This is a genomic window from Alicyclobacillus hesperidum, assembly GCF_900107035.1.
GTDB classification, from domain to species: domain Bacteria; phylum Bacillota; class Bacilli; order Alicyclobacillales; family Alicyclobacillaceae; genus Alicyclobacillus; species Alicyclobacillus hesperidum.
Genome location: NZ_FNOJ01000030.1, coordinates 1 through 13342, shown reverse-complemented (window position 1 = coordinate 13342; position 13342 = coordinate 1). Strand labels below are relative to the sequence as shown.

Annotated in this window: 10 protein-coding genes and 1 riboswitch; of the genes, 6 read left to right on the top strand and 4 right to left on the bottom strand. The window is 54.6% G+C overall.

What is annotated here, in order from left to right; all coding sequences use genetic code 11:
* Positions 1-121: 121 nt before the first annotated feature.
* Positions 122-209, top strand: a riboswitch (cyclic di-GMP riboswitch).
* 91 nt (positions 210-300) lie between these two features.
* Complete coding sequence (locus BLU70_RS14460; protein WP_218129488.1) at positions 301-1581, top strand: diguanylate cyclase domain-containing protein; 1281 nt, start codon at positions 301-303, stop codon at positions 1579-1581.
* Positions 1582-1809: 228 nt separating this feature from the next.
* Here BLU70_RS14460 and BLU70_RS13700 read toward each other — a convergent pair whose 3' ends face one another.
* Positions 1810-2571, bottom strand: coding sequence for an SDR family oxidoreductase (locus BLU70_RS13700; protein ID WP_074693872.1), 762 nt, complete (start codon positions 2569-2571; stop codon positions 1810-1812).
* Positions 2572-2608: 37 nt separating this feature from the next.
* Positions 2609-3322 carry a J domain-containing protein gene (locus tag BLU70_RS13695; protein WP_244885233.1) on the bottom strand — a complete coding sequence of 238 codons (714 nt, stop codon included), beginning with the start codon at positions 3320-3322 and terminating at the stop codon, positions 2609-2611.
* 204 nt (positions 3323-3526) lie between these two features.
* On the opposite strand from BLU70_RS13695, the gene BLU70_RS13690 reads away from it, so the two are divergent.
* The 3 genes from BLU70_RS13690 (at position 3527) to BLU70_RS13680 (ending at position 6949) form a co-directional block, all read left to right on the top strand.
* Entirely contained in the window at positions 3527-4186 is a 660-nt protein-coding gene (locus BLU70_RS13690) for an HlyD family secretion protein (protein ID WP_074693867.1), read from the top strand.
* A 12-nt stretch (positions 4187-4198) separates the two neighbouring features.
* Complete coding sequence (locus tag BLU70_RS13685) at positions 4199-6109, top strand: DHA2 family efflux MFS transporter permease subunit (protein WP_074693864.1); 1911 nt, start codon at positions 4199-4201, stop codon at positions 6107-6109.
* A gap of 75 nt (positions 6110-6184) precedes the next feature.
* Positions 6185-6949 (top strand): SDR family NAD(P)-dependent oxidoreductase, encoded by a 765-nt coding sequence (locus BLU70_RS13680; protein WP_074693861.1) that lies wholly within the window; start codon positions 6185-6187, stop codon positions 6947-6949.
* Positions 6950-7250: 301 nt separating this feature from the next.
* Here BLU70_RS13680 and BLU70_RS13675 read toward each other — a convergent pair whose 3' ends face one another.
* Entirely contained in the window at positions 7251-8603 is a 1353-nt protein-coding gene (locus tag BLU70_RS13675; protein WP_074693860.1) for a sensor histidine kinase, read from the bottom strand.
* 123 nt (positions 8604-8726) lie between these two features.
* On the opposite strand from BLU70_RS13675, the gene BLU70_RS13670 reads away from it, so the two are divergent.
* On the top strand, positions 8727-9338 hold the full coding sequence (locus BLU70_RS13670) for a nitroreductase family protein (protein WP_074693858.1): 612 nt from the start codon (positions 8727-8729) through the stop codon (positions 9336-9338).
* Positions 9339-9456: 118 nt separating this feature from the next.
* On the opposite strand, the gene BLU70_RS13665 is transcribed toward BLU70_RS13670, so the two are convergent.
* Entirely contained in the window at positions 9457-10713 is a 1257-nt protein-coding gene (locus BLU70_RS13665; protein WP_244885232.1) for an MFS transporter, read from the bottom strand.
* Positions 10714-10879: 166 nt separating this feature from the next.
* On the opposite strand from BLU70_RS13665, the gene BLU70_RS13660 reads away from it, so the two are divergent.
* Positions 10880-13114, top strand: a complete 2235-nt coding sequence (locus tag BLU70_RS13660) for a Tex family protein (protein ID WP_420865903.1) — start codon at positions 10880-10882, stop codon at positions 13112-13114.
* Positions 13115-13342 lie beyond the last annotated feature (228 nt).

Here is a 13342-nt window from a genome sequence, read left to right as displayed (position 1 = left end):
AACGGTAAGATGGGGTGTAAACGGTAAGATGGGGTGTACGCAAAGAGCCGCGCCCCTTACGCATGCCCCCTAGTATCCTCCTTGTCGACGATGTACAATATGATTAAACACAATCGATCAGATAACCAGTCGGCAAACACATCGAAAGGTGTGGGCGCAAAGCTACGGGTCTACAGGCAGATGCTGCCCATGATGGCCGAGTTGCACCCAAATCCCTGCGGCACCGTTGCTAGGGATTTTTTATTTTTTAGGATGGGATGGGGAAGTTGTGTGAACCAAAGTCCAAGGCGATCATCCAATGTGCATTCAAGTGGCCTTTCCTCTCGCGATCCCTTTGCCTGGCTGTCTAGGCAGGCTCCCATCGCCGTTTACGGTGTCGATCCACAGGGCAGAGTCACCGTGTGGTCGCCGCCTGCCGAACGCATATTCGGGTGGCTTGAGGACGAAGTCATCGGCCGCGAGGTACCCTTTGTGCCTGACGATGAGCGGGAACAGGCTAGACAACTCGTTCACCACGTACGCCGGCATGGATCCGTCAATGGAAGACTCGTGAAACGCCAGACCAAATCAGGCCAGACCATCGATGTTGTCGTTTGGGCTTATGCGCAATATGACGAAGCCGGTCAATACCAAGGTGTGCTCGCGTTTGCAACGGAGGACTTTCGAACAACCGAGCTCTCTGCTCAACTGGAGCAAGCCAAAACCACGATTGAGCGAATCTTGGACACGGTCGATGTTTGTCTGTTTGCGCACGACATTCAAAACCATAGGGTCGTTTATGGATCCAAGGGCGGCGAAAAGATTTATGGGTACACTCATGAAGAATTCCGCCAAAACCCGATGCTTTGGCTAGAGGTGGTTCATCCAGACGACACCGAACTCGCCTATGTACCGTTGAACGGGCCGGGCCCCATCCGCACGGAGTACCGCATTATTCGCAAGGATGGCGAGGTGCGCTGGGTTGCCAACAGTTTATATCCGCGCTATGACGATTGCGGAAGGCCCGTCTTCGTCGAGGGGTTAACCATTGACATCACAGAGCGCAAAGAACACCAACGTGAGTTATTCAAGATGGCGTATACCGACTTGTTGACCGGTCTGCCAAATCGACAGCGGTTTGAGCTGGACCTTGCAGATAGCGTCACGAAGGCGTTGGAAGGACAGACCAAGCTCGCTGTGATGTTGCTTGACTTCGACGGGTTTAAAAATGTGAATGACACGTTTGGCCATCACTTTGGTGACGAGACACTAAAGGCCATCGCGGCCCGCTTGCGGGAAGCTACGGCGGATGGGGCCACCGTATACCGCATGGGTGGCGACGAATTTACCATCGTGATCGATCCGGTGACAGGGGAGTGCGACGTACGAGAGCAGGCGGAACGCTGTCTAGCTCGATTCCAAGAGCCACTATGCGTCGGCGGCGAGTTTTTGACCATTGGTTGTAGCATTGGCGCGGCCATTTGCCCGGACCACAGCTCGGACGTCGACACGTTACAGAGGTACGCGGACATGGCCATGTATTCCGCAAAAGAGCATGGGGGACAGCAGTATCGAATCCATCTTGCGCAGAGGCAGACGTGAGTGCATTGGCGCTTGTACCTAATCTTCTCGCCGTGGCGCGTGCGGTGTCGAATCTTGCGGAGATTGGCGTTGCCGTTGTGATCAAACAGTGGGGGCAGTGAGATGCCTTGCGGCGCGAATAGGCTGCGACCATTTGCAGGGCTTTGTGGCCTATCCGCCGCAGCCGCCTTCCGCAGTATGAACTCAATCATCCGCCGCGGGTGCGAACGGACTTGACGGGTGACCCGCTTAAAACTCTGGATTTCGCTTGCGGAAACCCAGCCACATTTGTCGTGCCGCCTCTGCCAAATCCTCGCGCGAGGCGTGCAATCGCCGTTCGGAATCACCATAGCCGATTTCGATCTCGCCGCGTCGGAGTGACGCAAAGACGCCATCGGCGAACTCGTTGAGGGGCGCGCCAAATGTGTGGAGTCCGGGACCACCGAGATCGGTATTGACGGCTGGAGGCAAGATTTCAATAACGTCCACCTTGGTGCCTTCCAGTTGCAACCGCAGGCTCTGTGTGAACGAGTGGAGTGCCGCCTTAGTCGCACTATAGATGGGAGCCCACGTTGCAGGCGCCAAGGCCAAACCGGACGACACATTGATGATAGCTGCATGTGGTTGTTTGAGTAAGTGTGGGAGCAGGCGCAGGGTAAGATGAATGGGTGCATCGAAGTTAATGGCGATTTCTTGATGGAAGTGCGCCCATTCCTCCTCCGTGCGCTGCACGTTGACCCACTGCTGAATGCCGGCGTTGTTGACGAGGACATTCAGGTTCGGGAATTCGCGGACAAGTAAGTCGCACAGCTCGACGCGGTCGTGTTCGTTGCCGACGTCGCAGACACGCGTGTGGAGTGCAGGGAATTTCGCCTTTGCTTCCTCTAGCTTGTCAGCGCGGCGTCCACAAATGATAATTTGATTTCCGGCTTCCAAAAAGCGCTCGGCAAACGCTAGGCCGATGCCCGAGGCGCCGCCAGTGATCAGGATGGTATTGCCGCTTTCTCGCATGAGGGATGCTCCCTTCCGGTCGGTGTGAAGAGCCAGGTTAGGCTTCGGAATCGACACCAAGCTTCGTCAACAGATAGAGAAGTTGAAGTGCCCCAACCATGGCGAGTCCCAATAGTATCACGAGCGCCAATTTCGATCCAAACAAGCCTGTAAATATCGCGCCACTAATGGTCAATGTCGTAAACGCACCGACTCCGGCAAGCGCATAGCCAAGCCAATTCCGCTGTGTCGGCGATGGCATCTGCGCGGTGCCCCAGTTATAGCGTCGCCAGATGGGGCCATGTGGCTTAGCGCTATCGCTCGCCTGCGTTTTGCCCTCGGTTCGCGTCTGCTTGCGGTGCTCTTTGGGTTTGTGGGTCGTCGATCTCGCCTTTGTATCTTTAACTCTGCTGCCGTCAGACGGAGCGTTTGTTGCACCCGTGGATGCGGTCAGTGACAGGTCATATTGTTCGCGCATGCGTGGATCACTCAATATGGAGAATGCCTGCGCAATCTTTCGAAATTGGCGTTCAGCAAATGCGCGATCCGGGTGTACATCGGGATGCCAAGTCTTCGCTGCGCGTCGATAAGCAGCTTTAATCTCACTTGCCGACGCGGAGGACGGGATACCGAGCACCTCGTAGTGCGTCAGCGCAATTGGCGATCCGCATTTGCCGCAGCGACAGCTGAGGCCACTTTCGACACGAATTCGATTTGTGGTTCGACAGGATGCGCATTGCTTAAACACAACCGTATCGCCCACTCCAGACACGCCCCTCATCCATAGCGATGGCATTCATATACATTGTAACATGGCACGGACAAACAACTGAAACAATTTCCACAACAGCCCCTTGACTCATACACCTAAATATATTAAATATACATAGTGGTTAAATAGTACACTCTCTAAAAAGATAGCGATCAAAAAAGCCGCAAAGGCAATATCGGGATCGCGAATACGAGGAGGAAGCGTATGAACCCAGCAAACAGTTTTCGTAAGGTCATCGTCTTTAACATCATTCTATTCGTCGTTTTGGTTGCGGCGGCCATCACGGGCTACTACTTCTACAACCAGTCGACATTGTATTTGAAGACGGACGATGCGCAAATCAGTGGGACACAAATTACCGTGGCAGCGCCTGCTACCGGCAAATTGATCAATTGGCAAGGCAATGTCGGGACGAATTTCACCAGTGGACAACAGGTAGCTGAAGTACAGACGCAAGAGGGGAACAAGGTGGTCGACATTCCAGTCACAATGCCCGCAGCCGGGACGATTGCGCAGGACGACGCGGTCAATAACCAGATTGTTGCTGCGGGCACGCCGCTTGCCTACGCATATGACATGAGTCACTTGTACGTCGTGGCGAACGTCAAAGAAACGCTGATCGACAAGGTCAAAGTCGGCCAGCAAGTCGACGTGTACGTCGCTGGCAAAGCAGGTTCCATCAACGGTACAGTAACCCAAATTGGCGATGCGACAGCGGGCACGTTCTCGCTTCTGCCAACGCAAAGCACGACGGCTGACTACACACCAGTGACGCAGGTCGTACCGGTGACCATCTCGCTCGGGACGACGGCCGGCAGTGGATTGGTCCCGGGGATGAGCGCGACGGTTCGCATCCATAAGTAAGAGGTGAGCTCAATGTCGAACGACACGCTGCAACCGACCGCGAACCAGGCGGTCATCGCCGCCTCGCCCGGTGCAGCTGGCGCCCCGCCGCAGGAAGCGGCGCATGGCCATCCGCATCGGGGTTCGATTCTTGCAACACTCATATTTGGCGCTTTTGTCGCCATTTTGAACCAAACCCTGTTAAACGTAGCTTTGCCGCATTTGATGTCGGCGTTTAACGTCAATGCCACCACAGCGCAGTGGCTGTCGACGGCCTACATGCTGACCAACGGCGTTCTGATTCCCATCACGGCTTTTCTGATGGGAACGTTTACGACGAGGCAGCTGTTTATTTCTGCGATGTCATTGTTCGTCGCCGGATCGTTTTTATGCTCCATTGCACCAGTGTTTTCTATGATGATCATTGGACGTATTGTTCAAGCATCCGGGTCAGCAGTCATGATGCCACTGCTCATGACGGTCATTTTGGAACTCTATCCGGCCGAGCAACGCGGCAAAGCCATGGGGACGATGGCTATTGCGATGTTTTTTGCCCCGGCCATTGGTCCGACCCTGTCCGGGTGGATGATCATGCACTGGTCGTGGCGCCTGTTGTTCTGGGTCATCATCCCGCTCGGCTTACTCGACATGATCATCGCCATCTTCGTGCTTAAGAACGTCTCGAAACCCGTTCGTCCGAAGTTTGAAGGCATTGGTTTGATTACGTCGTTGATCGCATTTGTGAGTTTGCTCTATGGCTTAAGTGAAGCGGGTAATAAGGGTTGGGGCAATTCAACTGTAGATGTCTCGCTCATCATTGGCGGTGTTTTCCTTGTCATCTTCGTGATTCGCGAGCTGACCTGTAAGGACCCGATGCTCGATTTGCGCGTCTTTAGGTACGGAACGTTTTCCTTGACCACCATCGTCGGTTGTGTCATCAACATGGCCATGTTTGGTGGTATGATCCTGACGCCGATTTATTTGCAAAACATCCGTGGTTTTACGGCGTTGCAGTCCGGCCTTCTGATGTTGCCAGGAGCCATCTTAATGGGTGTGATGGCACCTGTTTCCGGTGCTGTGTTCGACCGCATCGGCGCTCGTCCGCTCGCCGTACTTGGGCTAGCGATCACGACGGTCGCAACGTACGAGTTCACAAAACTCAACGCGCAGACCACTTACGGCCACGTCATGCTGCTATACACCTTGCGCATGTTTGGCATGTCGATGCTCGCGATGACCGTACAAACGGCAGGTATGAACCAGTTGCCAAGACACCTCTACCGGCACGGAACGTCGGCATCGAACACCGCGCGAACCGTTGCGTCGTCCATTGGTACGGCGGTGTTGGTGACGGTGATGACGGATCGCACGAAAGTGCATTACGCAGAATATCAGAACGTCATGACGAACAACAATCCGTCGGTGAGTGGGTTTTTCCACGAGCTTGTGCAATACTTTACGCTGCAGTTACACGATTCGACCGTCGCAGCGACGCAGTTGGCACACGAGGTGTTGTACGAGCTTGCAATGCAGCAGTCGACCATCCAAGGCATCAACGATGCGTTCTGGTGGGCGACGATGGGCTCTTTGCTCGCATTTGTGCTTGCCTTTTTCATTCGCCGCGTGAAGGCTCCGGAAGCGGCGCAAGCTGTGGCTGGCGCGGGTGGAGGATCTACCGAGGCTGGGGCCAAGGGTGCGCAGTCCCTGCCTGACGCGGTGCGACAACAGGAAGCTGAGGCGGTCGACGCGGTAGGTGAAAACAACTTGTCCGTAGAGGATACAGAGGTATCCACGCAAGAAGAGGACGGGTCGACTCCGCATGAAGAGGGAGATTTGACCGAAGGGGATCCGGCTTCTCCGCTCGACGGCGACATTCCTGAGGATGAATTTGACGATATCGATTCGCATCCGGATGTTGAACGAGAGCCAGAACCGGTACAATAAAATATGCTGTGGCACAGCGCTGCAAACGCCTTATGCGTTTTGCAGCGTTGTTTTCGTGGAAAGAGGGATGCATGCATGGGATCACTGAACTTTCGATTAGATGGGAAAATTGCGCTCGTCACGGGGGCGTCGCGGGGCATTGGGCGTGGGTTGGCACAACATCTTGCGGCAGCTGGTGCCACGGTCATCGCCGCTGGCCGCGATGCAAGTGCACTCGAATCGCTTGCGCGCGAAGGGGGTGACGGGACGGGTGTAATTGAGCCGCTGTTGTTGGATGTCAAATCCGTCGCCAACATCCGCCGAGCGTTCAGCGTGATCGACGGTAAGTACGGGCGGCTCGATGTGCTTGTCAACAATGCAGGCCTCGGTTATAACCACGATGCCCTCGACGTTACCGAGGAAGACTGGGACGAGATGATGTCTGTCAATCTGAAGGGCGTCTTTTTCTGTAGCCAAGAGGCTGCGAAGTTGATGATGCGGCAGGGTAAGGGGCGTATCATTCAGATGAGTTCACAGGCAGGCATCGTCGGGATTGAACGGCATGCGGCCTACTCGGCATCAAAGGGCGGCGTCAACATGCTGACGAAGGTCTTGGCACTTGAGTGGGCACCTTATGGCATCACGGTCAACGCCATCGCGCCGACATTCATTTATACGCCGGGCACGGCGGAGAGACTTGATCAACCGGAATTTCGTGAATCGGTGGTTTCACGCATTCCGGTGGCAAGGGTCGGGACCATTGAGGATGTGGCCGCTGCGGTCTTGTACCTGGCTTCCGATGCCGCAGGTTTAGTCAATGGTACCGTTTTGGTTGTTGATGGCGGCTGGACGGCGAGATAAGGTCGGCTCTGGCCCAGTTGCCATTACGGTTTGTCCAGCTCTTGTAGCAATCGCCAATCTTCTTGCCGGTGGATTTCCAAGTTGGGACGTCGGCGAACTGCGAGCGGGTAGTACGTCGCAATCAGGATTCGATCGCGCCACGTATCCCCCGTCCGCGCATATCTTTGACATGCGTCTCCGCTTCCTTCTCCCCAGACAATTCGCGATCCGGTTGTCGCAAGTGGATATGACAGACATTTAGTTCATTGAATGCCCAATAGAAAGGGGAATGATGTGGACCGCGCCCCGGCCAGGCCGTTGTTTAGGGCTGTACCGGGGCTGCATGCGTGGCTTTGCGAGTGGCCATCGAATTGGCTTTCGGAATGCGCACAAGAAACGTCGTGCCATGGTCGACTTGGCTCGTAACCTCCACGTTGCCACCGAGTTCGTGCACAGTCTTATAGACGAAGGTCAATCCTAAGCCGGTTCCATTCGAATGCGTCGTGTAATGCGGTTGGCCAAGCCATTTTAAAGTCTGGGCGTCCATGCCGCGCCCGTCGTCCGCGATACGCCAAACGACCCATTTGCCTTCAATCTGCACGGATACGTTGACGATTCCTGCGCGATCGTGAGATTCGATCGCGTTTTTGATGAGGTGTATGGCTGACTGCAACAAGCAATCTCGATCCGCGAACACCATGGCGTTTTCATCGCACTCGCTATAGAGCGTAACGGCGTGTGATTGAGCGTAAGGCATCAAGAGATGCAAGGCATTGTCGACGACGGCCTTGACGGAGATCTGCGATTTCTCCTCGTCAGTACCCATTTGGGCAAGTTGTAGATAACTGGCGATCATGGCGTCTGCCTGATCCAGTTCCGCAATGATGGTATCCAAATACGTTCGATGTGTCGCAGAGGTATCCGGGTGATGTGCCATCAGCTGTGCAAAGCCACGCACGACCGTGATTGGATTGCGGATTTCGTGTGCCATTGAGGCTGCCAGTTGGCCGATGAGTTCATACTGTTCCCGCGTTCTGGCGGCGGATTTGGTAGCGTCAACGGCTTGCACCGCATGGACAAGACGAACGCAGATCAACCACAGCGCGATGAAGCCAAGTACGTACGTGACAAACAGCTGAATGGGAAAGCCAATCAATTGGTGCTCGCGCTGCACAATGACGAAATCTAGGCTGGCGTAGAAAAAGAGCGCGAGAGCGAACCAATAGCTGCGCCGATACGGGTTCTCCGATTTTGTCGCATAGGAACATAGCATCATGAGACTGATGTACACCATCACCACAGCAAGTGACTTCGGGAGTATGTGCATTGTGTGCATTACCGAATGCCATGAAAGGTGTCCGTGGCTCATGAGGTACACGCTAAGGGCAATTTGCACGACAATGTACACGAACATCCAGAATAGTGACCACAGTGGGGTCAAGAGGAAGAAATTCAACGTGAGTGACACGATACTGAAGTTGACGGCGACCGATGAACCGATATGGAACGCAAAAAAGTTGCTGGCGATGGCCGACGCGACAAATAGGGTCCCTGCCACATACGGCGATTGATAGGTACGCGTTGGAGGCAGGGTGCTGCGCAGGTGCCAGGCGTCCAACACCAGTAGAGGCAGTACGACACAGGCCAAGTCAATCCAAAAGTGAAACGAATCCAAGTAACAACACTTCCTCGGCGATGGTCGGCATGTGCACATGCACATCGGATATAATAACGTTGGCCTATGGCCGTTGGATAGTCCTTTTTGGCGTCGATTTGGACAGGATGGGGGAATGATAACATGACGACGTTGACCGCCAATAAAGACTTTTTAACGGTATTGCGGGAGAGGCGATCCATTTACGGTATCAGCAACGCTTCACCCATTCCGGATGCGAAGCTGGAGCAGATTGTGGCCGACATTGTCAGGCATATGCCGTCTGCGTACAACTCGCAAAGCACACGACTGGTATTGTTGCTTAGTAAGCACCACAAAAAATTCTGGGAGATTGTCGAAGAAGTGATGCAGGCCGTCATGCCTGCCGAGTCGTTTCGCAGTGCCCAAGAGCGGTTGCAAGGTTTTCGCAACGGGTATGGAACCGTTCTGTTTTTTGAAGATCAAGCCGTGGTGGAAGGGTTTCAGCAGAAGTTTCCAAGAAACCAAGAACTTTTCCCGGTCTGGTCCGAGCAGACCAATGGCATGCATCAGTATGCCGTCTGGGTGGCGCTTGAGGCAGAAGGATTAGGCGCAAGCCTTCAGCACTATAACATGGTGGAAGAACGCATCAAGGCCGAGTGGGGGCTTCCCGAGACTTGGCGGATGATCGCGCAAATGCCGTTTGGCTCGCCAACGCAAGACCCACGCACAAAAGAGGTACAGCCGGTGGAAGAACGTATGCGCGTGTTCCGCTAACCTCGAAATAGTAACGCCTTCCGTGAGCCATTCGCGGAAGGCGTTTAGCATAGAGGTGGGAAAATGATTGCTACGCACAATGGAGCCTGTATTACCACGTTAGAGCACGTGCATATGGTTACCCATCGTTTCCCAGACCCGTATGGTAACTATTTGCGATTTCAGATGTTTGTCTGCGATTGGCCATCCATACGAGTATGATGCTAATGACAAAAGTCACCATCACCAAATCCATGGGGATTTGCGGGTTGATGCTATACGTGTAACCGCCGATCACGCCTGCGGGCGATGTGCAAGCAAGGATCATCACGTTGAGCACGGAAAGCATGGTTGCACGTTGTTCGTCGTCCATGGCATTGGCTACCACAGACTCGACGAACGGGTTTGCAATGATGGTGCCAATGGCTGCGAGTACGGTGCTTACGACAGCCCAGGCAAAGTTGCCTTCGGGCATGATGACAAGGACAAGATTGGCAAGCCCAATGAGCACGAAACCGGCATTCATCCACCGCGCTGCGTGTTCCTCGCGGAATCGAGGAACCGCGGTAAACAACAGGGCCATCATGGAAAGCGACGAGATGGCCGGAAAAAGCGAAATCAGTGAAGCTGGAATGTGGAGATAGTCAATTTGGTAGACTGAAACGAATGTGGTGCGAATGGTGGTTTGAATGTTCCACAATACGTAGACCGCAAATAGAAGCAACAGCCTGCGGTTTTTCACGATTTGCTGCACGACGGCCACATAACTGTGCCATTCGCTTCGGGCATCAAAGGTGCGGCGCTCCGTCATCTTGCGTAAGCCAATGTCGGTTTCCCGCAGACCGAGATGGCGCACATAAATCATCACGGACATGCTCAGACAGGCGAACAAGTACATGACTCTCGTTGCCGGCACGAGAGAGAGATGGTTGACCAGGATGCCCCCGATAGGTGCAAACAGACCGCCGACAACGCTGACAATCTGAAGACCTGTGAATACCCAGGTCCGCTTGTCGACAGGCGTGTCTTCGACCAATAAGCAATACCAAGCAGTCGCAGGTATTCGTTGAAACCCGTTGAGCACAGCCGCGAGCAAGAACCACCAGACGTTTTGCGAGACAGCCCATACCAATGTCGCGAGTGACCAACTCACAATATCATACAGCCAAAGGGCTTTTCGTCTGCCCATGCGATCCGTGAGATACCCGCTGACAAAAGCGGACAACATTTGCAAGATGAGATTGATGGTGGTAACGATACCGAGCCCAGCATCGGACACGTGCAGGTCGAGCATGTAGACGGATGCATAGGTGGTGTACATGTTATATGGGATGACGAATAACGGCTCCGCCAACACACAGCTGCGGGCGTTTCCTTGAACTTGGGTGAAAGCCATCATGGCACCTCTATAAAGAAAGTCTAGTCATCATCATACATGAAGTGGTTGGCTGTCGGGAATGCGCTTTCGCTATCGTGATCTTACCGGTTCGAGCGCGAGATGTTTGAAGCAAGCCTGTTTTTCGGTAGACTTTTCGTAGCGAAATGTGAAGGAGACAGACGAGTTGGAGCAAGTGCTGGAGACACCAAACTATGCGCGAATCGTATCGGACAAGACTGGTATTGCGGAAGCCCGGGTCAAAGCGGCTCTTCGCCTGTTGGATGAGGGCAATACCATTCCATTTATAGCTCGTTATCGGAAGGAAATGACTCGCGAGCTCGACGAAAATGAATTGCGCTCGATTGCACGGGAGTACGAACAGGCGAAAAACTTGGAGGCGCGTCGTCAGGACGTGTTGCGGCTGCTTGCGGAGCAAGGTGCCCTTGCCACAGAGCCGCAGGCGAGTCAACTGCGCCAAGCCATTCAGGTGGCACAGACGCTCACCGAGATCGACGACATCTATCGCCCATTCCGTCCCAAGCGGCGAACACGCGCTTCCATTGCCCGCGAGCGTGGACTAGGCCCGCTTGCAGAATGGCTTCAGACGGTGGAGCGGGCAACGCCTTTGGCGAGGGTCATGCAGGAAGCTGAGAAGTATGTGAACGTCGAAGCAGGCGTCGAGTCGGCCGGAACAGCCCTACAGGGTGCATTGGACATCTTGGCGGAAGCGATTTCGGATGATGCCAACAACCGCCGTTTCATTCGCACGATGACCATGCGGCATGGCAAAATGGTGAGCTCGGCGGTCGACGAAAGCGCAGAGACAGTCTATGAGCAGTATTACCGCTACGAAGAATCTCTTTTGAGTGTGCCGCCGCATCGAGTGCTGGCGATGGATCGGGGTGAACGCGAAGGAGCCTTACACGTTTCCATCGCCGCTCCAGAGGTTGACATCGTCGCTCGCTTGTATCGCCGTTATGCCGGATCGGACAAGCCGGATACCGATACAGTTGCAGGCTTGCAGGCGCGGGCGGCACTAGATGCCTATAAGCGGCTGATTCAGCCAGCCGTGGAACGCGAGGTGCGGGCCGAGTTGCAGGCGCGGGCGGAAGAGCATGCCATCGGGATATTCGGGGCGAATTTGCGTAGTCTCCTTTTGCAACCACCTCTGCGCGGGAAGCGCGTCCTGGGGGTTGATCCCGCTTATCGAACGGGTTGTAAGCTAGCTGCCGTCGACGATACGGGTAAGCTTTTAGAGGTGTCCGTAATTTATCCGACACCACCGCAAAATCGCGTTGCAGAGGCTGAGGAAGTCCTCCTGTCCTTTGTCGAGAGGCATCATATCGACGTGATCGCCATCGGCAATGGAACCGCGTCACGCGAGACGGAGGCGTTTGTCGCAGATTGCATTCGCACCTGGCACGCACAGTCGGGTCGCTGGCGGATCGCGTATGTCATGGTGTCGGAGGCGGGGGCAAGCGTGTATTCTGCATCGGAATTGGCGGGCGAGGAGTTTCCTAATCTTGATGTCGCTGAGCGAAGTGCGATTTCCATCGCGCGCCGTCTGCAAGATCCTCTTGCGGAGTTGGTCAAGATCGATCCGAAGTCGATTGGTGTCGGTCAGTATCAACACGATGTTTCACAGGCGAGGCTCGGAGAACAGCTCGGCGCGGTCGTCGAGACAGCGGTCAATGAGGTCGGTGTCGATGTCAATACGGCCTCGGCCAGTCTGTTGTCGTACGTTGCTGGGTTGAACCGTACAACGGCACGCAACATTGTACAGTTCCGTGAGGCAAATGGGCGAATCCGCACGCGCAAGCAGTTGGCCAAAGTTCCACGCTTAGGGCCGAAGACGCTCGAACAGTGCGTTGGCTTTCTGCGCGTCATGGATGGCGATGAAGTTTTGGATGCAACGCCCATTCACCCGGAGTCATACGGTGTCGTCGAGCGTTTGTTAGCCAGGTTGGAAGCCAATCCGACTGACCTGCGCGAGACTGCTAAGCGTCGAGCCCTTATCGCCGCCGCTCGCCGCCTGCCACTTGCCGAGTTGGCACAGGAGCTTGGCACCGGTGTGCCGACGTTGCGCGACATCCTGGATGCTCTCGAACGTCCAGGCCGCGATCCGCGTGAAGATGTGCCGCCCCCGATTCTGCGGACAGATGTGATGCGTATGGAGGATTTGTCGGTGGGTATGGAACTAAACGGAACAGTGCGCAATGTGGTGGACTTTGGCGCGTTTGTCGACATTGGGCTGAAAAACGACGGGCTTGTGCATATTTCCGAGCTTGCCGATACATTTGTCAAACATCCACTCGACGTTGTGACGGTTGGTGACGTCGTTCGTGTCCGCGTGGTTCACATCGACGCGGAACGAGGGCGGATTGGGCTTTCGATGAAGGGGTTGCAAAGCAAGCAATAAGCCTTATAGATGCTCGTGGGGCGTCCACTTGTGCTGGTGGACGTCCCATTTGCCGTGCTTCTACACACAGGATACAATGAACCAACGGACTTGTACGGATTTTATATAGGAATCGGTGATACGTGATGAGCACGCCCGCAAAGTACGTGGTGGTCAAAGAACAAATTAAAGAGTGGATCCGGAGTGGGAAAGTAAAACCGGGGGAGAAAATTTATTCGGAGAACGAGC